Raw genomic sequence first — 18,655 nt, forward strand, 5'->3', positions numbered from 1 at the left:
CAGGCGATAAAAAACCCGCACATGGCGGGTTATCGAATGTTGCGGTTATCGAGCGGGACGGCGGCCGGCGATCAATCGGTCAGGATCGAGAACTCGACGCGAACCAGAACCGTCGCCACCGCGAGACCATCGCCCGGGGGAAAAATCTCCGGCGCGGCGATCGCGACACTGTGCATGCCTGGCGATCCCCAGGAGAGCGGGCCAAGGTCCTGCGAAAGCAGGCAGCGCGCCAAGTCGAGCGTCAGGTCGTCGATGGCCTGTTCGTAGTCGATGCCGACCTGGACAGCGCCCACGACGTTGAAGGCCATCGGAATGGTGATGTCGCCGCCGCCCATGGCTTCCGGCTGTCGTGTCGACTTGTCCGGCTGCACGACGATCAGCGGAAAGCTGTGATGGCGCTCCTGCAGGATCTCGTTGACCCATCCGCTCTTGACGTTGGCTCCTGCGCCGGTCAGGTAGCCATTGTCGGGCGAGATGCTCTGCAGTCGTGCCAGCAGCGCCTGGCGGGCGGCAGTCAGAGGGTTGGTCATCGGGTCTCCATGCAGGATGCGGTGATCATGTAGCCGTCGTCGCTGACTATCCCCTCGACGAGGTAGCGCTCAGTGCCGAGAGTGAAGACGCCTCCGCTGATCGCAGTGGATAGTTCCACCTTGCGCCAGGTAATCGCTAGCGGAATCGAAATGAACATACCGTCCGCTCCGGCGCGCTCTAGGTTTCGGTCGACGATCACCGTCACGTCAGATGCCACAGGATTGCCCGCGGCATCGAGGTAGTCGGCGAGGCCGTCGTTGAGCGCGGCCATGACGGCTGCATCGAGTGCGGCGGTCATGACGTTGAAGCTGGCGGCCATCAGGCGGTCAGCTTGATAACGGCGGTCGGCTTGGTGCAGATGTGCAGCGGGTTGGACTGCGCCTCGCCCAGCACGCCCTTGTCGAATGGCAAGCGCTCGAGCTTGCCGTAGTACGGCACGCCGAGAGTGTTGACGGTCTCCATGTAGTTGGCCGGGGCGAAGATGGTGCGGAACAGGTCCGGCACGCCCTCGGGTGCCAGGTAGGCCTCGCCATCGGCAATGAAGGCGACGCCGCCCACCTTGCCGCGGTAGCGGATCCACAAGACGCCGCCGTACTCGAACTGCTGGCGGCGATCGCCCCGCAGGGCGGCGGCGGCCTCGTGGTTGAGATAGGCCTCGCGGATGCGGCCGTCGCTGATCAGCTTGGCCCAGAAGGCTTTGCCGCACCAGGCGACGGCACCGGTGGAGCTGGCGTTGCCGAGGGCGTCTTCCTGCTTGTCCAGCGCGGCGACGATGTCGGCGTCGGCGGTCGAGGTAGCCGCGTCGGCGTTGAAGCCGATGGCCTGGCTCTGCTGGCTCAGGCCGAAGGCGGTGAACAAGTTGTTCAGCACGGTCGTGCCGTCGGCGTCGATGATCTGACCCTTGAGGGCGCCGACGCGCTGGAACTCATGGGTGGCGGCGAGCTGGTTGATGACCGGGATATATCGGGCGTTGACCACGTCCTGCACGGCCTGCAGTTCGGTGCGCGAGCCGAAGGCACGGATGCCCTGGATCTCGTCGGCGAGGATGGTGAAGGTCTGCGGCAGGTGCACGCAGTTGAACGGGATCAGCTGCCGCTTGGCGCCGTTGACCACCAGGCCGGCGGCGCCGCGGGAGGCGGCGGGGACCAATTCGAGGGTGTTGCCGCTCTTCTCGATCTGCTGGGTGACGGTAGTGCTGCCGGACTCGACGAACAGGCCGGAGTTGCTGATCTGGCCGGGGATGTGCGGCTCGTCGTTGAGGCCGGCGACCAGGTTCTGCACGCTGAACGCTTCGTCTTCGAAAATGCTGATTTCTGCCATGGGATGGGCTCCAGAAAGAATGAACCCCGCCGTGGCGGGGTTGGGGGTGTCGGGGTAGTCGGGATCAGCGGCAGACGATGCCGAGGGCCAGCAGGTCGGCTTCGCCGGCGGCGTCCAGGCCGGTGAGCAGGGCGCGCTTCACTTCGGCGTCGCGGACGATGCAGAGCGCGCGCTGCTCCGCCGTCGAGCTACCCACCGGGGCGTAGAGCACGGCGCCGACGACTTCGGTTCCGTCGGTAGCGGCCGGCGCATAGGGGGCATAGAGGCCGGTTGCCGTGACCTTGCCCAGCAATTGGCCGGCGGGCAGCACCACAGTGGTGGCGGCCAGGGTGATTTCTTCCCGCGAGCGGGTGCCGTTGGCCTCCGAGAGGAGGACTTCGCCGGCGTGGACGCCTTCGGTTTTGATGGTCATTTACGAGCTCCTTTCGAGGCTTGGTTGCGGCGCGCGTAGATCGCGCCGGGGTCGACGGCTTTGACGCCGGTGGGTGGCGGCTCGGTGGCCGGAGGGGTGTTGTCGATCTCGCCGAAGCCGCGGCCGACCAGCTTGTCGAACAGCGTGGCGCGGGCGCCGTCGGCATCGAGGCCGGCGCTGATCAGCGTCTTGGCTTCACCCGGCAGGCGGGCGGCGATGCATAGTTCGCGCACGGCCTTGGCGCGGGCCAGCTCAGCCTGCACGGCGGCGCGGCTCTTGAGGCCGCTGGCTTTGATCAGCACCTCGGTCAGGTCGGCGAGGCCGGCCTGCTGGCAGCCGGCGGCGAGTTCTGCGGCAAGGGCCAAGGCCTCGGGTTCGGGCTGGGGAGCCGGATCGGGCTCGGGGGCTGGGTCGGGCTCCGGGGTCGGCGGTTCGTCCTGCTGGGCGAGCAGCTGCTGCGGGGCGTGCTGGTAGCGATTGAGGATGCGGTTGTGGCCGAGGCTGGCCTTGATGCCGCTGCCGGCGGTGACCTCGTCGACGAAGCCCATGGTCTGGGCCTCGACGGCGGTGAGCCAGGTTTCCGCGGCGATCAAGCGGCGCAGCTCGGCATCGTCGATGGTCAGCGGCCGGTGCTGGTAGCTGGCGACGATGCCTTCGAGAGCCTGGTCCATGATGTCGGCGACCTTGCGCAACTCCTCGCTGTCGCCGGCGGCGTAGGTCCAGGGGTTGTGGATCATGAACAGGGCGTTGTCGGCCATGGTGACACGGCTGGCACCGCTGGCGACCACGCTGGCCGAGCTGTAGCAGGCACCGTCGATACGCGCGGTAACGCGCTCGCCAAGACGCTGCAGGGCATTGTGGATGGCGATACCGTCGAACAGGTCGCCGCCTGGGCTGTTGATGGCGACGGTGACCGGCGAGATGCCGTCGTCCTGGGCCTTGAGGTCGCGGATGAAATCGGCGGCGGTGATGCCCCAGAAGCCAATGTCGCCGTAGATCTCGATTTCGATGCGGCGCTGCTCGCCCTCGCCAGCCGCCTGGATACGGTACCAGTGCTGGTCGGCCGAGGCCTGGGCGCCCGGGGCGCGATTGAGGATGCGCGGGTGTTGCCGTTGCTGATTCATGGGTTCGGATCCTGTGGGTCGGTGATCGCGGCGTCCGTGGCGGTGCTGCCGTAGTGCAACCCGAGTGTCTCGGCCCGGGCGTTGTCTTCGGCGTTTTCCTGGTCGATCTGCTCGGCGTCGTAGCCGCTGCGCAGTACCACCTCGCTGCGACTGGTGAAGCCGGCGGCGACTTCCATCTGGCGGGCCTGCACGTCCTGCACCGGGTTGATGTAGGCCCAGCCCTGCGGTACCCAGCGGGTGCGCAGATAGTCGCGCCGGCGGGTGCTGTAGTCCGGCAGGGACAACGCGCCGGACAGGTAGGCCATGTCGAGCCAGGCGGCGCGGACCGGGCGGCAGAGCTGATGCACGTAGAGGCCGAACTGCAGCTGCTCGATGCGCCGGCGAAACTCGTTGAGGACCACGCGCATGAGGCGGTCGTTGACCCCGCGCATGTCGCCGGTGAGCAGCTCGTAGGGGATGCCCACGCCGGCCGCGGCGGCCTGCAGCTGTTGCCGCATGAAGTCGACGTAGGTGTTGCCGGCGTCCGGCGGGTCGCTGAACTCGACCTCCTCACCGGGCAGCAGCTCCTGCATGGAGCCGGGTTCGAGACCGACCATCGGGGTGCTGCCGTCGCTGTCGTACTGCGCGGCCGTGCCGGTGATGGGGTCGAGGCTCTGGAACGAGGCATCCTGCGCCGGCTTGCGGATGAAGCCGGCGAACAGGTTGGACACCTCCTGGCGGAACAGGACGGCGTCGTCGTAGTTGTCCAGCGACTTGAGCCGCAGCAGGACCGGGGACAGGCGCGGAACACCGCGCAACTGGCCGGCCTCGGTGGGCTCAAAGATATGCAGCACCTCGGAGGCCGGCACGCGCACCAACTGCGGGTACTGGCCGGCGTCCAGAGCATCGCCGGGATGCCGGCGGTACATCCAATAGGCGACCCGGCGGCCGAGCAGGTCGAACTCGATACCGGCCTTGATGCGGTTGCCGCTGCGGGTGGTCTCGGTCTTGTCCAGGGGGACGAAGTCCGGGGGCAGCACCTGCAGCTGCAGGGGGACGGCGAGGCCGTCTTCCGGCCGGCGCGGGCGCAGGCGGACGAAGCATTCGCCGCTCTCCTCCACCATGCGCGCGATCTGTGCCTGCTGACCGTAGAAGTCGAGCAGGCCATCGGCGTCGGACTCTTCGACCCAGTCTTCCCAGAGGTCGTGCAGGGCACTGCGCAGGTCCTTGTCCTGGGTGCGCGCACGCGGGGTGATACCGGTGCCGATCAGGTTGCTGACGCGGCGGTCGATCGCACTGTAGGCGTAGGGGTCGTTGCGCACAGCGGCCCGGGCACGCTTGCGCAGAGTGCGCAGGGCGGGCACGGCGAGAGTGTTAAGCGCGGCGTCGGGGGCATCCCAGCCGGCGGCGCGGCGCCCGGTACCGGCGGCGTCGTAGCTGGCCTTGATGCGCTTGGGGGTGAGTTTGATTCGGCTCATCAGATCCCCTTGCCTCGACTGTAGAGCCGGGAGACACGCGAGCGCGGTGCGGCGGCGCTGGCTTCGGCGGCGGCCTGCTCGGCGTACTGGACTTCGAGCAGGCGCAGGCTGTCCAGATCGCCGCGCTTCAGGCTGCGGTCGCCGCGGCGCACTTCCTGGCCGTTCACGAGGAGGTCCTGGATCGCGGCCTGAACTTCGGCCAGGCGTTGGGCGGCTGTGGTCATAGTGGCCTCGGTGCGTCAGGTGGTGCTATTGGGCGGGAGACAGGCGGATCTGGCGCTCGGATTCGACCTCGAAGTCGTAGATGAACATGAGGCCTACCCGTGGAAAGAGCTGGGAGTACACATCTATTGCGTACTCCAGCAGTCGCTTCCTCTGACGCTCCTGAAGTGAACAACGCTGGCAGATTTCCTTCACCGCGGTACCCAAGATCAGCATGCGGGCTACCAAGCTCTTTGTCTGGTGCCCGTTCATGGTGTCTTGATAGCCAAAGGAATCTGGGAAGTCTGCCAGTGCCCATGCCATCTCAAAGTCAGCCTTGGACATCAGCTCAATGCGCTTCAGCTGCCGCAAGCTTTCAGTAGTTATCATGAGGTACCTCACGCTATCGACGGTTGAGATAGCCGCTAACGGAGCGGCGGCGCCCCAGCGCGACCGGCGCCGGAGCGGCGGGCGGCGGGCTGGCGGTTTTCAGTGGCGCAGGTACGGGTGCTTCTTCAGCATTGGCCTGGGCGTCGAATAGACTGCCCTGGCTGACTGCCTGGCGCAGCTTGGCCCACTCGGCCTCGCGGTAGCGGTTGAGGCCGAGCAGGTGGGCCATGGCGAGGTTGTAAACCAGCAGGTCCAGCGCCTCGTTGCGGTCGGCCTTGCCCTTGATCCACTCGATGCGCTTGTGGCCCTTCACGTAGCGGGCGATCTTGCGCTCGGCGACGGCCTGGTCGTAGAAGTCGTCCGGCAGGTCCTTGCTGAAGTGCAGGGCACCGGGGCCTTCGCCCAGGGCATAGCGGTTGTAGATCCAGTCCTTGGCGGTGTCGGTGCCGATCATCCACAGCTCGGCACCTTCCTTGTGGGTGGTGCCGCGCCAGGTGACGTCGACCTTCGACGGGCGCTGGGCGAGCACCGGGCGCCCTGCCCGGCTCGAGCCCTTGAGCGCGAGCACGTTCCGCCAGCGGCGCAGGCGGGTGAACTGGTAGACCTCGTCGGTGTGGTGGCCGCCGGAGTCGATACCGGTGGCGCAGATGGCCATCTCGACCCCGCTGACGTGGCGGTAGCGGACCTTCAGCTTCTCGTCGAGCAGCGCCCAGGTGCGTTCGTCGGCCGGGTCGCCCATGATCACCTGATGGTCGACCACCCAGCGCTCCATGCCCTCGCCCCAGCCGATCACCAGCAGTTCCAGCCGGTTGTGCTGGGTGTCGACGGCGGCGGTGAGGATCAGCGCGCCGCGCGGCACGCTGCCCAGCGGGTAGTCCTCGGCGCGGGCCTTGAGCTCGCTGGCCTTGGTCATCTCCTGGGCGGCGTCCCACAGGCGGGCCAGGCGGGTGTTGTAGAACACCTGCATGGGTTCGAGGTCGCCCTTGTCCTGGGCGGCCTTGGCTTTGTCGTACTGCTTGGCCAGGCCGAGCCAACTGACCCAGCCCAGCGGGGCATACAGGGCGTTGAGGGTGAAGCCGACGGTCTCGCCGTCGCCCTCGGCATGCGCCCGCCATTCGCCGCGGGCGAGCATCTCGCCCTTGTGGTGTTCGTCGATCAGGCAGCCGCAGGTGCAGCACAGGTATTGCACTTGGCGGTAGTCGTCGGTGTACTGGAGGTTTTCCCACTCCAGCACCTGCCGCTCGCCGCAGTGCGGGCACGGCACGTAGTAGTGGCGCTGGTCGCTCTGGGCGAACAGGTCGGCGATGCGCGAGGCGCCCTTGATGGTGGGCGAGCTGGAGAAGTAGACCTTGGCGTGGCGGCCGAAGGTGCTCGCGCGGGTTTCGGCCAGTTCGATCGGGTCGCCTTCGTTGTCGACGTCGACGTCCCAGCGGTCGATCTCGTCGCCGTAGATGTAGCGGGCGGCCAGCTCGGCAAGGTTGGACGCGGAGCCGGCGGTGGTGGCATACAGAGTGCCGCCTTCAAACTCCTTGGTATCCATGGTGTTGCTCGCATTGCGCGAGCGTGGCGCGGCGACCCGCTTACGCAGCACCGGGGTGGCGTCGATGGTCTTGCCGACGCGGCCGCTGACGCGCTTGGCCAGGGCTAGGCTGGGCAGCAGCATGAGGATGTTGGCCGGGGCCATGTGGATGCAGCCGCCGATCCAGTTGAGGGCGATCTGCGTCTTCATCAGCTGGGAGGCGACCATGGTCACCACGCGCTTGGCCGGGTGGCTGGGCGACAGGCAGCGCATGGGCTCGCGGGCGTAGGGCGTGCGCTCCGTGCGGTACGGGCCGGGTTCGGCGGCGCCGGTCTCGCGGGGGATGCGCATGTACTGGTCGGCCCACTCATCGACCCAGAGTTCCGGGTCGGGTTGCAGGCCGCGCAGGTAGGCCGAGCGGTACTGCTCGGCACCGTCGGCATACCGGGTCATGGGATCAGCTCTGCGGGTTGATGGCGTGCTCGAGGTCGGCGGCGCTCAGGCGCTGGGCGTCCTCGAGCACGCGGCGCAGGCCGGCGGTCAGTTGGCGTTCGAGTTCCCAGGGGTCGCTGACCGCGGCCAGCTCGGCGCTGATCTGCTTGGGCAGGCCGAGCAGCAGGTCACGCAGCATACGGCCGGTGGCGAAGGCGGCGTTCTCGACCACGGCACGCTCGACCAGCTCGCCGTCGCTCTTGCGGGATTCGTTCTCGGCCAGGCGCGCCAGGTAGTGCTCGCGGCGGGCGCGGGCTTTCTGGAAGTCGATGGCTTCGCCGTCATTACCCGCGGGCGGCGGCGGTGGATCCAGCGGCGGCGCGGCTGGGGCCAGATGGGCAGTCACGCCGCGCTCGACGCGCTCGCGCTGGTGGCGGTCGGCAACGCCGGCTTTGCTGGGGTCGGCGGTGCGCTGAAGCAGGGCCTCGGTGGCGGCGACGTCGACCTTGCCGTCGGCCGTCAGGACCAGGCGGCCCTGCTTGGCCAGCTTGCCAACGTACTGGCGCGACCAGCCGCGGCTTGCCGCAAACTCCGTTCTGCTAAGAGTCATCATGGGGAATACCTGTCAACCGAGGCGTAAACCTGTCAACCCGCGTCAACTAACTTGGCAACCCAGCCGCTACCGCGAGAGCGCGGCACGAATTACCCGTGAACTCTCAACGTCATAGGGGCCCCCGGCGCTTTACTTTGCTGTAGCCAGCGCCTTGGTCATCGCCTGCTCGAACTCGCGCTGCAGATGCGCCTTGACGATGTTCGCAGCGATCTTTTCGAAGGGAATGCGAACCTTGTAGTACGGTGCGTCGACAAACAGAAACACCGGGCGGATCGCATCGCCCCATCTGGTGGCCTTGCGTTCCCAGATACCGCTGCTGCGGTCCAGACCATGCAGAACAAAGAAGCGGTCGGCATTTCCCTTGCGCCGGCTGCGCCTGCTATTGGTGGCGTTGGCCTTGTAGCCGGAAGTCATCTCAGCAGCCCCGAGTCCAGACAGCACCTTCTTGGCTAGCCCGCCGGTGATGTTGCCGTACTGGTTCAGGAATTCCTTAGCGGGGACGGCGTATTGATTCGGTTTCATGATCTGCCTGGAGATCAGCGCCTTCTCGAAGCGCTTGTGCCGGCGAGCTCCGCCAAGCACAGCAGGCTGCATGTAACGATCGGCCGGAATTCCGGACGACCACGAGTCCTTGAACCAGACTCTGGCCTCCAACCTTGCCTTGGTTGCCGGCTTGACGAACACGCTGCTCATCGTGATCGGCGTTGGCCTATCGAGCCGCGCCCGCATCACATCCAACGTACCCTTCTTGACTAATTGAGCCGTGCGGGTAAGTGCTAAAGCAGTAGCAAACGGGATTTGCTTCTTGGCTAGATCCGACAGCTTGCGACTGATTTCCCCCACATCGACATGGGCCGAGATCTCAATCGAATTTGCCATAGGTTACATCCCCGTCTCATCCCGGAACTCCTTGACCATCTCCGGCAGCGGTACCGACCGGCGCGCCTCGCTCCAGTTGAACCAGGCCCGCACGATCACCCAGGCCGGCAACCCGCAGGCGAAGATGATTCCGCCGATGGCCACCATGCCGATGTCGTCCAGCATCCAGCTGGTCAGATCGAACCAGCGCACCACCCCGGCACCGCCGCAGATGCTGGAGACGATCGTGCAGATCATCGCCACGACGAACTCGCGCGTTGTGCGCGGGGTCGTCATCGCCATCACGACGAACGCCACCACGGCGGAACCGATAGCGGCGAGGATGCCCAGCTTGTACAGCGCGATACCGCCGGCAGCGGTCGAGGCGGGTTCAGTCATTGTCTGCATGCTCGATAGCCCTCTCGGGCGAATAGTTGTCCAGCGCCCCGTCATCGCCGGGGCAGGACCGCAGGAATAAAAAGGCCCGCACGCGGCGGGCAATGGCTCTCCCAACGAAAGGAGCGATAGGTGCCGGCTGGCGCCGGCGGGTGCTGGTGACCAGGGCGGGGAACCCCACAGCACCGGAGAAACGCAAAACCCGGCGCGGGGGCCGGGTTTCGGGGGATCGGGGCGCCGCCTGCTGCGGTCGCACCTATACAAGAATGACGACTTTTTACCTCCCGATTCCCATGGCAGCAAGCCCCTGCCGCTGCCACCCCCACAAAATCCCCCCAACGTCCCGGAAAAATCCCCGCAATATCGGACTGCTCCCTCCCTGGCTTGCTCTTCCTTCCCCCGCTGTCCTGTTCGTCCCATCCGATCCAATCGGATGGGACAGCCAAACGCCTTGATTCGTAAGGCTCTGTCCTATGTCCCATCAAATCCCCCCTTATATAGAGGGAGAGGTTAATCACACGCTGCGCGCCCGCGCGTATTCGTTACGGGCGCCTATGCGCGCACAGGCGCATTCGCTGGGACATAGGACGACGCCAGCAAGGGCGCGGCCTGCCCACGTCCCAACCCGCTCCGCTCGATGGGACAGACGGGACACCGGCAGGCGCGCGCTCCTCACGCCGCCATCCTCTGCCGCAGCGCCGCCCGCACGTGCTCGTGCGCCGTGCCCAGCGCCCGGTAGTAGGCGCTGGTCCCGGAATAGCCCAACGCCCGCGCCTTCTGGGCGGGCGTGCTGAGCGGGTGGTGCAGGTAGTGCTCGTAGACCAGCACCTTCAGATCGTGGCGCAGCCCGTTGACCACCAGTTCGGTCACCGGGAAGCGCGGATCGTCCAGGCCTCGGGAGCGCTTGGTCGTGGGGATGACCACGCCCTGGCTGTCGATCAGCATGCCGAGCGTACAGCGCACGTTGCCGGGGCCCGGGAAGGCTTCACGGATGGCCCGCTGCTCCGCCCAGGCCCGCAGCAGGTCGTCGATCTCCCGGATCAAAACGGCTCCTCCTCGACCACAGCCGCCGCTGCTACCCGCCAGCTCTCCGGCCGCTTGTAGCCCCAGGGGCGGACGCCGCTCTTCTTCGAGGCCGCCAGCCGCTCCCGTCGCCAGCCGAGCCGCTGCATGATGTAGCCGACCCGGATCTGCTCCGGCCGGCCCCAGTGGCCGTAGTCCAGCTTCAGCGCGCCCTGCAGGATGCGGTCGGCGGTGACGGTCTCGCCCGAGGCTGGGTCCTCCAGCCACTCGCGGATCGGGTATTCCCAGGCATCCACCGTGTAGCGGGCATCCTGCTCCTCGGCGAACTGGTCGGCCTCCTCCCGCTGCACCCACCAGTACTCGCCGGACTGGTAGCGGAACACCGCCTCAGCCCACAGTTGGTCGCGCAGCTCGCGCAATGCTTCCAGCTCCACCTTCTGGCAGGTCACCGGCCAGTAGCGCCGGTTGCCGGTGGTGTCCTTCAGGTACTCCTCCTGGTTGGTCGTCCCCGCGAAAACACACTGGCGTGGCACGTCCAGAACCCGGCGGCCGTAGCTCTCCCGGTAGGTATCGACGGAGGCGGAGAAGAACTGCTTGGCCCGGGTCGATTCCGCCTTGTTGAAGCTGTCCAGCTCGCCCAGCTCGATGACCCACTTGCCGCGGATCACCTGAAACCCGTCCTTGTCCCCCAGGTTGAAGGGCGTATCCATGAACCAGTCGCCGCCCAGGATCGCCAGCGCCGTCGACTTGCCCGCGCCCTGCGCCCCTTCGAGGATCAGCACCGCATCGGCCTTGCAGCCGGGCTCCATCACCCGCGCCACCGCCGAAATCATCCAGCGCTTGCCCACCTTCATCGTGTAGGGCGACATCGGCACCCCGAAGATCAGCGACAGCCAGCCCTCCAGACGCGGCACCCGGTCCCACTCCAGCCCTTTCAGATACTCCCGCACCGGATGGAAGGCATGATCGTTGGCGACCACACTGACCGCCTCGATCACGCCGGCCGCCTTCGTCCGCAGGTTGTACTGCTCGGCCAGCCACATCACCACCCGCGCATCGTCCAAATCGCTCCACTCCCCGGTGCCGCCGCCATAGGGCGCGGCCCGGCGCTTCACGATCTTCGAGCTGAAGGCGTTATAGGCAATCACCCCGCTCCAGCGCTCGTCGTTGCCCAGGATCAGCGCCACGTTGAAGGCATGGGCGATCAGCGCGCCCGTCTCGCTGCGCTGCAGCTTGTCCTTCCAGCCCCCGGCCGCCGGCGGGCGGACCACCGCCAGCACCTGCCGGCGCACCGCCTCCAGCCCCTCGGCCACGTGCAGATCGTTGAAGTCCGTCCACTTCTCCTCGCGCTCGCCGCCGAACGACGGCGCCACTACCTGGCCGCCGAGAATGGTGGCCGCATTCGTGGCCTTCTCCACGCCGGGGTTCCAGGCCCCGCCGTTCGGGCGGGTGGTCTTCCAGTCGTCGTCCGCGCAGAAGATCAGCGGCCGGCCCGGGAACTGCTCCCGCAGCACCTTGCCCACCGGCAGCAGGTTGCCCGCGTCGAAGGTGATCGCCACCGCGCAACCGGTCGCCATGTGCAGGCTGGCGCCGGTCGCGTAACCCTCGCACACCAGCAGCGGCTCGCCCGGCTCGGGATGCGGGCCGATCAGATGGAACGCGCCCTCCTTCGCCATGCCGGCCGGCCAGTAGCTCTTGTCCCGGCCCAGCTGCGCCTGCAGCGCCGGATAGATCACCTGCAGCCCGGCCAGATCGCCCCGGGCGTTGCGCATCGGCACCAACAGCGCCCCGCTGCGCGGCGCATAGCGCACCCCGAAGCCGACCACCTGCTTGCGCTGCAGGTAGGGGCTCGCGCCCTTCTCCGCCATTCTCGGCCAGAGCGACGCCGCCCGTTTCGCCGCCCGCCGCGCAGCGTGCTGTTGCGCCTCGGCGGCCCGGCGCTTCGCCTCCTCCTGGCGGGCGCGCATCAGCTCGCGCTCCTCCTCGGTCAGCTTCACGCCCTTGAGCTTGATCTTCTCCGTCACCCCGAGGCGCCAGTTGCCGAAGGCACCGAAAACCAACGTCTCGCCCTTCTCCGTGCAGTACTCGTGGGCGATGTACCAGCCCGTGCGGGCCCGGTCCTTGTCGCCCTCCGCCTTCACCCGGGTCAGCTTGCCGAAACAGAGCGGCAGCTCGACCGCCAGGCCGAACTGCCGGAACTGATCCAGAACCTCGTCCATTCGCTCAGCCATGGCACGCCTCCGCCTCGCGTTCCAGCATCCGCTCCAGGGCCAGCAGCGCGCCCTGGGTGCGGCGCAGGTGCAGCTTGCACTCGGCGAGTTCTTCCCGGTCGATGCGGCCGTCGTCGGCCAGGTGGCGGGCGATGGAGTCGGTCAGCGCCGACTGGCGTTGCAGGGTGTCCCCCACCGCCTTGAGCACGCCCGGCAAGTCCTGCCGCGGGTCGAAGCCCTGCAGCAGTGCGCGCAGGTCCACCCAGGCCGCATCGCCAAAGGCTTCGATCAGCGAATCCAGAATGCGCGGGTCGCGGGTGGCGGCCGTCACTTCCTCGATCTCGTCCGGGTTCGGCGAGTGCGTGGGCTGGGTCGGGCTCATCTTGTGCTGGAGGGTGGTCGGGTTGCGACCGTAGATGGCGGCGATGGCCGCAGTGCCGCCGGGGAACTCCCGGCAGGCGTGGTAGAGGGCAAGGCGCAGCGGCAGAATCTCGCGCTGGGCCCGGTCGGCGCGGCCCGAATCGGCTCGGCTCATGGCAGTAATCCCCGAAGTCTGCCAGTGCCGCGGCGCAGGAGCTCTGGTAAAGTCACGCCGTGGTCACTCGCAAGGTGGTCATAGGCAGGCGGCGGCTCTGTGGTGGAAAGGCCGCCTGCGCCCCCGATGGCGAGGCGCTCGCTCCGCGAACGCCCCGCCGTTACAGCCAGCGGCTCTGTGGTGGAAAGGCTGGCAACCCGGGGCATCCGTGCCCCGGTCAGGTGCCCGGACCCGACGAGTGTACGTGGTGTGCTCCCGTCGGGCTCGATGCACCGCCCGGAGCCCTTGTGGTGAGGGCTTCGGGCAGCGGGCGGCTGGTTAGGCCGCCCGTTTTTTTATGCGGCGGCGATCGAATCGGCCGGCACCGGGAAAAGCTCGGGCAGATCGGGGCGCAGCTCGTGGGCCTGGACGGCACCGTCGGTGGCGCGCACAACGGCGGGAACACGCTCGGCGGGAACGCCCCGCTTTTTCCATTGAGAAACAGCCATCGGGCTTACTCCCAGCTTGCGAGCTAATGCACGTCCACCGCCGGCCACCCGGATAGCTCTCTCCAAGGCTGAATCAGTCATAAACATTCCGTATACAAGAAAAGCATGTGTACACGCTACGTTTATTTACACGGAATGTCTACCCCCTAAACTCGATGTTTATGAATATTTCCGGAAAACGCCTTCGTGATCTTCTTGACGCGCGAGGCATCGCCTACCGAGATTTCGCCACAGCAATGGGCGTAGAACCTCAGCACGTCAACAACTGGTTCAACCGGGGCATTCCCAAGGCCCGAATCTTCAAGGTTGCCGACCATCTTCAAGTAGATGCACGGTGGCTGGCTGATGGCGAGAAAGACAGCCCCCCCAATCAGCAGCCCTGCACTTCAGCGAGCGGACAGTCAACGCCGGTAGAAGCGGGAAGCAAGGTCCATCTTGAGCCCTTGTCTCCATGGGATGACGGTACGCCTCTAGATGACGACGAGGTAGAGATTCCCTTGTACAAGGAAGTCGAACTCGCGGCCGGCAGCGGTCGTACTGCTGTGCGGGAAATAGAGGACCGTAAGCTCAGGTTTTCCTATGCCACCATGCGCTCAGCTGGCGTTAGCCCCTCCCAAGCCGTATGCGCTACCGTCTCGGGCAACAGCATGGAGCCCCTGATTATGAACGGTGCCACTATCGGCTTGGATCGTAGTATCACTCATGTCATCGATGGCGAGATTTACGCCCTGGAGCACGACGGTATGCTACGAGTGAAGTTCCTCTACCGCCTGCCTGGAGGTGGCATCCGCCTGCGCAGCTTCAATCGGGAGGAACACCAGGACGAGGACTATAATCTTCAGCAGCAGCAGGACCAGCAAATCCGCATCTTAGGCCGGGTATTCTGGTGGTCAACGGTGCGGCCGCTGAAATCGGGACCGTTGATTTGACGAGATGCCTCACGCACATTGCACTCGTTCTTACTTAAAAAAAGCCTCCATTCCTTGCTGCCAAGGATAAAAAAGAAGCCTATTTAGGAGGACATGCAGTACTTCTCGATCGACCCGGACCATGCTTTATTTATACTTTTGCATGATCTCACAATTAATCCCTCGAATAACTTACCTAGACAGAAACATGTCATCCGAAAACAAAATGAATTTAATATTAGAGTTTCGAAAAATACTATATGGCGACAAACAAGAAAGCACCAGAAAAAAGAATGACAGGGGAAATGAAAACGCCATCCAAGAATTTATGGAAAAACACTCAGAACTAATACCAACACCCCACCTAACTCCTGGCGGAATATTCTGCAACACTGTAATTTCAAAATATCAAATCTCCAAGAACCTTATCACTGACTTCGCCTATATCTCTATACTATCAGGCAACGTACACATAACACTGATTGAGCTTGAGAGCTCCACGAAAAAGATCTTCCTCAAGAACAATACCCAAGGATTCCATAGCGATTTTACATCGGCATTTTACCAGGTAAATAGCTGGAGGCGCTATTTAACAAACTATAAAGAAAAGGCTGATCCTCTTAAGGATCTTAAATGTTTCCTTCCCGAGGAGATCAGAAACCACGCCCCTCGAATCAATTATTTATTAATCATCTCCGGCGCCTTACCCACCGGACAAGAGTATCGACAAACTCTGGAGAGCCACAGCCAATCAATAAATATTGATATATGGACTTATGAAGACATTATATCTGCACTTCCCTATAGCACTGGAAAGAAAAATATTCTTTCCAAAGCCAGCAACCAACTCATTGTAAAGCACCTTAGCAGGGCACATAGGGGCTTACTGGATAACATGACTCCAGCAACACTTACCTTCGGCCCTGAAACCATAAAATCACTTGATACGCAAACCAAAGAGCAAGTCAAGTTATGGCAGCAAAACCGCCCCCCTAAGACTGACCCATGGAAAGTTAAAGCTTTAGGCCGTTATGGTGACCGTGGTAGCTCCACCTCCCTTGACACCGAACAACAAATGGAGGCTTTTATAAGATCCTCAAATTGTTGCGAGTGGCCGGGGTGCGAGAATCGATTATTTAATGGATTTGATTCTTTTGAAGGCAGTTTCATAACACACAAATATCAGGTGCTCAGCCTATTTTCGCCATATTTTGTTTCAGAGACAGAAAGATACAGGAATGAGTATAAAACTAAAGCATATTGTATAAACCACACCAACTACTTACCACTGGACAATCATGGCTTCTCCACGCTCCCTCCTGATCCTGCCACCTGTCATCAAGAGAGACAGGCATTCGACGTTGAAATAGACTCCTTGGCCAGGAAGGCGATATTAAGGTATTTGATTCAGCACTGCCTACCTAAAAATTTATTAGGACTAGGCTCGACCCATGAATTTTCTGATATTGAAGTTTACAAGGCGACCACCAACTGGCTTATGGCCATGATTGATATCCAAGGGTATTACAGGGAAATGTATCTCTACCTATTCTATTCTGCGAATTTTAAATACAATGAATGTTATGTAAATCCGTACAGAGCTGTAAATAGCGAAGTCTTTTCCAGCTTCAACCCAGCCAGATACTCTAGAATACTACTTAATGAGTACTCTTTGTTAGTTGGTGCCATAAACGATCATGATCACACCATGGCAAGCTGGCAATTGAGAACCAGCACTGAAAGTGGAATAAAACTAAACAGCGTATTTCATGCCATTCAACAATCATTCACTCAACAAGAGTTAGCTTGGATGCTTAATCGGAGGAATCTTAAGAGAATTGAAAACACTAACTATGCGCAAACATTAGATCTTCTGCCATACTGGCTAGAGGGGTAAAAAGATACTAGAGACTAATAATTCAAAAATCCTAACAACCACCTTTTCAAGTTTTTACAAATAGTACTGTAGGCAATACAGTGCGTAAACAGCGCAATCATAATAATAAAAGTTATTGCCAGCTTGTCGTAGAGAGCGCTGATTCTCCTGCCCCCGCGGTACTCAAACCCCGCGTCGCCGAGGTTTGAATGCATTTGAAAAGGATGAATAAACATTCAGTGTTGACCGAAAAATAAACATTAGGTTTAATTACCTCATCTCTCCACCACAGAGCTGAGGCCCACATGCACACCGCCACCCTGCACGTCCATCCGGCGTGCGCTTCCAACCGCCAGTTAATCGAGCGCCTTCAGGCCGCGACCGGCCGTCTCGTCGTCGTCCGCGGCGGCAAGCCCAGGCTCAGCGAGCGCAAGACGCCCCTGCCCGCCCCCTTCGACCCGAACGACGGAGGGTTCGCCGCATGAGCAGGCTCCAGCTATCGGCCAATGCCGGCGTGCGTCTCCGGGCTCAGCTGAACCTGAGCGGTACCTTCACCCATACCCTGCACAACGCGGACCGCGTTTCCATGCAGGCGCGGGTCACCATCGAGCCATGCAGCGCCGCGATCCATGTCCGGGTGGAGATGGGCCGCAGCTGCAACAGCCTCACGCTGGACCGCCGCAACGGTTCGAACCCGGCGCGTCTGGCTCGCTTCATCGAGAGCATCGCCAACGGCGAATGCCCCACCGGCATTCCGGAGCCCGGCGAGCACGAGCTGGCCAGCGACATGGAGATCGCGCTGCGCAGTGCGATCGGCAGGGGCCGGGGCACGCATGAGCTGCCGGTCGACGATCTGGAGGTCTGCCTGCGGATGCGCACCGGATGGAGCGGCGAAGCGCGGGCCGAGATCGAGGTCGAAGGCACCTGCCTGGGCATGGTTCTGCCCGCCAATCGCGAGCAGGCCTATCGGGAACTGGAGCGCAAGGTCGGGCAGCTCATCGCCAGCCACCGCGCTGCTCGGGCCGCGTGAGGTGTGCCATGGACCGCGATCTCAAGCACACCGCCACGCAGCTCGGCCTGACCCGGCCGCAGCTCATCGCCCGCCTGCGCGAAGAGGGCCTGCTGACGCCGGAGAACCTGCCCGCCCATCCGGCCCGCGACCGCGACTATCTGCGCGTGAAGGAAGGCCACTGGTTCCACCCGGTCTGCGGCATGCAGTACAGCCGCTCCACCCGCGTGACTCAGGCCGGCATCCGCTGGCTGGCGGACCGGCTCGGCATCGAGCTGCCGCCGCTCCCGGCAGACCGCAGCGATGTGGCCTAGGGAGTACGCAGCCCGGATTCTCGAGCTGCGCACCAAGGAGGAACGCCAGCAGGCGCTCTCCGAGGTGCCGGCGGAACTCCGGGAATTGGTGAAGAAGCACGTTCAGATCGCCTGGAACCACCCGATAAGGAAGAAGCAGCAGTGAGCCACATCGACCACGCCCAGCAGCCCCTGCGCCTGACGCTCGCGCCGCAAGCCGACGCGATCGAGCGGCTGTTCCGCATCTTCGGCGACGAGCTGATACCCCTCGAACAGCTGCGCGAGCGCTACTTCCGCAACATGAACGCGGAGACGTTCAAGGCGGCCATCGGCACCGAGCGCATTCCACTGCCGCTCACCTCGGTGGCCATCAGCAACAAGCGCCTGCTGTACGTCCACATCCGCCACCTGGCCGCGTACATCGAGGCGCGTGCCTACCAGGCAGACGAAGACCTCGCCCGCCGGCTGTCACCACCAGCCGGCGGCGACCATGACGCCGAGCAGTCGGCATTCGCACACCGTTAGGAGCACACCAGATGAAGAGTGATTTTGCCGTTGGGGCCCAGCCCCGCGGGAGGGCTGGCTGCCATGAATGACGTCGGCGCGCAAATCCGGACCATGGCCCAAGCCGGGCACAGCAAGACCCAGACCCGGCAGTTGCTCGGCTACAGCCGCGACAGCTTCGAGGCCGTGCTGGAGCTGATCGGCCCGGTGGAGTTTCCGGGGCCCAACCGCTCCTGCGGCTATCGGGCAGCCACCGCTCGCAAGCGCGGCCTCTATACCGACGCCATGCGCAAAGCCAGCGCCCTGGCCGGCCGGGCCAAGCACGAAAAGGCCAAGCGCACCCTGCGCGGCGTGACCGGCACCATCGAGGAGCTGGTGGAGGCGTTCGGCGCCCAGGTCTGCGCCCAGCACGTCCGCCGCCGTATGCGCCAGGGCATGACACTGGAAGCCGCCCTGCTCACCCCCAAATCGACGCGCAACAACCTGGGGGCGTTGCTGGGAGTGACGCCGGATAGGCGGCGGGAGATGGCGGCGGCTGGGAGGGTGGTTGGATGAG

24 protein-coding genes are annotated in these 18,655 nt (G+C 63.8%); 8 read left to right on the plus strand and 16 right to left on the minus strand.

Annotated elements, in window-relative coordinates; genetic code table 11:
• Window positions 1–71: 71 nt before the first annotated feature.
• The 16 genes from ACFOJE_RS21175 to ACFOJE_RS21250 all read right to left on the minus strand — a co-directional run bounded on the left by ACFOJE_RS21175 (window position 72) and on the right by ACFOJE_RS21250 (window position 13,596).
• Window positions 72–530, minus strand: a complete 459-nt coding sequence (locus ACFOJE_RS21175; RefSeq protein ID WP_377816986.1) for a hypothetical protein — start codon at window positions 528–530, stop codon at window positions 72–74.
• Window positions 527–850: a hypothetical protein gene (locus tag ACFOJE_RS21180; protein ID WP_377816987.1), complete on the minus strand. Its 324-nt coding sequence runs from the start codon at window positions 848–850 to the stop codon at window positions 527–529. The genes ACFOJE_RS21175 and ACFOJE_RS21180 overlap by 4 nt, the downstream gene beginning before the upstream one ends.
• Complete coding sequence (locus ACFOJE_RS21185) at window positions 850–1,851, minus strand: major capsid protein (protein WP_377816989.1); 1,002 nt, start codon at window positions 1,849–1,851, stop codon at window positions 850–852. Before ACFOJE_RS21185 ends, ACFOJE_RS21180 begins: the two co-directional genes overlap by 1 nt.
• A 64-nt stretch (window positions 1,852–1,915) precedes the next feature.
• Entirely contained in the window at window positions 1,916–2,263 is a 348-nt protein-coding gene (locus tag ACFOJE_RS21190; RefSeq protein ID WP_377816990.1) for a head decoration protein, read from the minus strand.
• Entirely contained in the window at window positions 2,260–3,387 is a 1,128-nt protein-coding gene (locus ACFOJE_RS21195) for a head maturation protease, ClpP-related (RefSeq protein ID WP_377816992.1), read from the minus strand. The genes ACFOJE_RS21190 and ACFOJE_RS21195 overlap by 4 nt, the downstream gene beginning before the upstream one ends.
• Complete coding sequence (locus ACFOJE_RS21200) at window positions 3,384–4,844, minus strand: phage portal protein (RefSeq protein WP_377816994.1); 1,461 nt, start codon at window positions 4,842–4,844, stop codon at window positions 3,384–3,386. Before ACFOJE_RS21200 ends, ACFOJE_RS21195 begins: the two co-directional genes overlap by 4 nt.
• Window positions 4,844–5,068 (minus strand): hypothetical protein, encoded by a 225-nt coding sequence (locus ACFOJE_RS21205; RefSeq protein ID WP_377816995.1) that lies wholly within the window; start codon window positions 5,066–5,068, stop codon window positions 4,844–4,846. The genes ACFOJE_RS21200 and ACFOJE_RS21205 overlap by 1 nt, the downstream gene beginning before the upstream one ends.
• Before the next feature lie 25 nt (window positions 5,069–5,093).
• Entirely contained in the window at window positions 5,094–5,435 is a 342-nt protein-coding gene (locus tag ACFOJE_RS21210) for a hypothetical protein (RefSeq protein WP_377816997.1), read from the minus strand.
• Window positions 5,436–5,448: 13 nt separating this feature from the next.
• Window positions 5,449–7,407 (minus strand): phage terminase large subunit family protein, encoded by a 1,959-nt coding sequence (locus ACFOJE_RS21215; RefSeq protein WP_377816998.1) that lies wholly within the window; start codon window positions 7,405–7,407, stop codon window positions 5,449–5,451.
• 4 nt (window positions 7,408–7,411) lie between these two features.
• Complete coding sequence (locus tag ACFOJE_RS21220) at window positions 7,412–7,999, minus strand: terminase small subunit (RefSeq protein ID WP_377817000.1); 588 nt, start codon at window positions 7,997–7,999, stop codon at window positions 7,412–7,414.
• Between the two features lie 129 nt (window positions 8,000–8,128).
• Window positions 8,129–8,878, minus strand: a complete 750-nt coding sequence (locus ACFOJE_RS21225) for a hypothetical protein (protein WP_377817002.1) — start codon at window positions 8,876–8,878, stop codon at window positions 8,129–8,131.
• Between the two features lie 3 nt (window positions 8,879–8,881).
• Entirely contained in the window at window positions 8,882–9,256 is a 375-nt protein-coding gene (locus ACFOJE_RS21230) for a hypothetical protein (protein ID WP_377817003.1), read from the minus strand.
• Window positions 9,257–9,925: 669 nt separating this feature from the next.
• Window positions 9,926–10,297, minus strand: coding sequence for a PA0613 family protein (locus tag ACFOJE_RS21235; protein ID WP_377817004.1), 372 nt, complete (start codon window positions 10,295–10,297; stop codon window positions 9,926–9,928).
• A complete protein-coding gene (locus tag ACFOJE_RS21240; protein WP_377817005.1) occupies window positions 10,294–12,507 on the minus strand; it encodes a VapE domain-containing protein in 2,214 nt (737 codons plus the stop codon). Before ACFOJE_RS21240 ends, ACFOJE_RS21235 begins: the two co-directional genes overlap by 4 nt.
• Window positions 12,500–13,021: a phage regulatory CII family protein gene (locus ACFOJE_RS21245; protein WP_377817006.1), complete on the minus strand. Its 522-nt coding sequence runs from the start codon at window positions 13,019–13,021 to the stop codon at window positions 12,500–12,502. The genes ACFOJE_RS21240 and ACFOJE_RS21245 overlap by 8 nt, the downstream gene beginning before the upstream one ends.
• Before the next feature lie 335 nt (window positions 13,022–13,356).
• Window positions 13,357–13,596, minus strand: a complete 240-nt coding sequence (locus ACFOJE_RS21250; RefSeq protein ID WP_377817007.1) for a transcriptional regulator — start codon at window positions 13,594–13,596, stop codon at window positions 13,357–13,359.
• Window positions 13,597–13,616: 20 nt separating this feature from the next.
• Between ACFOJE_RS21250 and ACFOJE_RS21255 the strand changes: the two genes are divergently transcribed.
• The 8 genes from ACFOJE_RS21255 to ACFOJE_RS21290 all read left to right on the plus strand — a co-directional run bounded on the left by ACFOJE_RS21255 (window position 13,617) and on the right by ACFOJE_RS21290 (window position 18,654).
• Window positions 13,617–14,438: a LexA family transcriptional regulator gene (locus ACFOJE_RS21255; protein ID WP_377817008.1), complete on the plus strand. Its 822-nt coding sequence runs from the start codon at window positions 13,617–13,619 to the stop codon at window positions 14,436–14,438.
• Window positions 14,439–14,625: 187 nt separating this feature from the next.
• On the plus strand, window positions 14,626–16,314 hold the full coding sequence (locus tag ACFOJE_RS21260) for a Shedu anti-phage system protein SduA domain-containing protein (protein WP_377817009.1): 1,689 nt from the start codon (window positions 14,626–14,628) through the stop codon (window positions 16,312–16,314).
• A gap of 284 nt (window positions 16,315–16,598) precedes the next feature.
• Window positions 16,599–16,778: a hypothetical protein gene (locus tag ACFOJE_RS21265; protein WP_377817011.1), complete on the plus strand. Its 180-nt coding sequence runs from the start codon at window positions 16,599–16,601 to the stop codon at window positions 16,776–16,778.
• Window positions 16,775–17,323 (plus strand): hypothetical protein, encoded by a 549-nt coding sequence (locus tag ACFOJE_RS21270; RefSeq protein ID WP_377817012.1) that lies wholly within the window; start codon window positions 16,775–16,777, stop codon window positions 17,321–17,323. The genes ACFOJE_RS21265 and ACFOJE_RS21270 overlap by 4 nt, the downstream gene beginning before the upstream one ends.
• Window positions 17,324–17,331: 8 nt before the next feature.
• Complete coding sequence (locus ACFOJE_RS21275; protein ID WP_377817013.1) at window positions 17,332–17,616, plus strand: phage antirepressor KilAC domain-containing protein; 285 nt, start codon at window positions 17,332–17,334, stop codon at window positions 17,614–17,616.
• Window positions 17,606–17,761: a hypothetical protein gene (locus ACFOJE_RS21280; protein WP_377817014.1), complete on the plus strand. Its 156-nt coding sequence runs from the start codon at window positions 17,606–17,608 to the stop codon at window positions 17,759–17,761. Before ACFOJE_RS21275 ends, ACFOJE_RS21280 begins: the two co-directional genes overlap by 11 nt.
• Complete coding sequence (locus ACFOJE_RS21285) at window positions 17,758–18,120, plus strand: pyocin activator PrtN family protein (RefSeq protein WP_377817015.1); 363 nt, start codon at window positions 17,758–17,760, stop codon at window positions 18,118–18,120. Before ACFOJE_RS21280 ends, ACFOJE_RS21285 begins: the two co-directional genes overlap by 4 nt.
• A 63-nt stretch (window positions 18,121–18,183) precedes the next feature.
• Window positions 18,184–18,654, plus strand: coding sequence for a hypothetical protein (locus ACFOJE_RS21290; protein ID WP_377817016.1), 471 nt, complete (start codon window positions 18,184–18,186; stop codon window positions 18,652–18,654).
• Window position 18,655 lies beyond the last annotated feature (1 nt).

The organism is Azotobacter bryophylli, from assembly GCF_042643485.1.
GTDB lineage: Bacteria > Pseudomonadota > Gammaproteobacteria > Pseudomonadales > Pseudomonadaceae > Azotobacter > Azotobacter bryophylli.

What these genes read in the sequence shown, in the direction of transcription:
- ACFOJE_RS21195 (WP_377816992.1), bottom strand. Translation starts at nt 3,387, where the DNA reads ATGAATCAGCAACGGCAACACCCGCGCATCCTCAATCGCGCCCCGGGC.
- ACFOJE_RS21200 (WP_377816994.1), bottom strand. Translation starts at nt 4,844, where the DNA reads ATGAGCCGAATCAAACTCACCCCCAAGCGCATCAAGGCCAGCTACGAC.
- ACFOJE_RS21185 (WP_377816989.1), bottom strand. Translation starts at nt 1,851, where the DNA reads ATGGCAGAAATCAGCATTTTCGAAGACGAAGCGTTCAGCGTGCAGAAC.
- ACFOJE_RS21175 (WP_377816986.1), bottom strand. Translation starts at nt 530, where the DNA reads ATGACCAACCCTCTGACTGCCGCCCGCCAGGCGCTGCTGGCACGACTG.
- ACFOJE_RS21215 (WP_377816998.1), bottom strand. Translation starts at nt 7,407, where the DNA reads ATGACCCGGTATGCCGACGGTGCCGAGCAGTACCGCTCGGCCTACCTG.
- ACFOJE_RS21265 (WP_377817011.1), top strand. Translation starts at nt 16,599, where the DNA reads ATGCACACCGCCACCCTGCACGTCCATCCGGCGTGCGCTTCCAACCGC.
- ACFOJE_RS21280 (WP_377817014.1), top strand. Translation starts at nt 17,606, where the DNA reads ATGTGGCCTAGGGAGTACGCAGCCCGGATTCTCGAGCTGCGCACCAAG.
- ACFOJE_RS21230 (WP_377817003.1), bottom strand. Translation starts at nt 9,256, where the DNA reads ATGACTGAACCCGCCTCGACCGCTGCCGGCGGTATCGCGCTGTACAAG.
- ACFOJE_RS21240 (WP_377817005.1), bottom strand. Translation starts at nt 12,507, where the DNA reads ATGGCTGAGCGAATGGACGAGGTTCTGGATCAGTTCCGGCAGTTCGGC.
- ACFOJE_RS21205 (WP_377816995.1), bottom strand. Translation starts at nt 5,068, where the DNA reads ATGACCACAGCCGCCCAACGCCTGGCCGAAGTTCAGGCCGCGATCCAG.
- ACFOJE_RS21225 (WP_377817002.1), bottom strand. Translation starts at nt 8,878, where the DNA reads ATGGCAAATTCGATTGAGATCTCGGCCCATGTCGATGTGGGGGAAATC.
- ACFOJE_RS21245 (WP_377817006.1), bottom strand. Translation starts at nt 13,021, where the DNA reads ATGAGCCGAGCCGATTCGGGCCGCGCCGACCGGGCCCAGCGCGAGATT.
- ACFOJE_RS21260 (WP_377817009.1), top strand. Translation starts at nt 14,626, where the DNA reads ATGTCATCCGAAAACAAAATGAATTTAATATTAGAGTTTCGAAAAATA.
- ACFOJE_RS21210 (WP_377816997.1), bottom strand. Translation starts at nt 5,435, where the DNA reads ATGATAACTACTGAAAGCTTGCGGCAGCTGAAGCGCATTGAGCTGATG.
- ACFOJE_RS21180 (WP_377816987.1), bottom strand. Translation starts at nt 850, where the DNA reads ATGGCCGCCAGCTTCAACGTCATGACCGCCGCACTCGATGCAGCCGTC.
- ACFOJE_RS21190 (WP_377816990.1), bottom strand. Translation starts at nt 2,263, where the DNA reads ATGACCATCAAAACCGAAGGCGTCCACGCCGGCGAAGTCCTCCTCTCG.
- ACFOJE_RS21250 (WP_377817007.1), bottom strand. Translation starts at nt 13,596, where the DNA reads ATGTTTATGACTGATTCAGCCTTGGAGAGAGCTATCCGGGTGGCCGGC.
- ACFOJE_RS21220 (WP_377817000.1), bottom strand. Translation starts at nt 7,999, where the DNA reads ATGATGACTCTTAGCAGAACGGAGTTTGCGGCAAGCCGCGGCTGGTCG.
- ACFOJE_RS21290 (WP_377817016.1), top strand. Translation starts at nt 18,184, where the DNA reads ATGAATGACGTCGGCGCGCAAATCCGGACCATGGCCCAAGCCGGGCAC.
- ACFOJE_RS21275 (WP_377817013.1), top strand. Translation starts at nt 17,332, where the DNA reads ATGGACCGCGATCTCAAGCACACCGCCACGCAGCTCGGCCTGACCCGG.
- ACFOJE_RS21270 (WP_377817012.1), top strand. Translation starts at nt 16,775, where the DNA reads ATGAGCAGGCTCCAGCTATCGGCCAATGCCGGCGTGCGTCTCCGGGCT.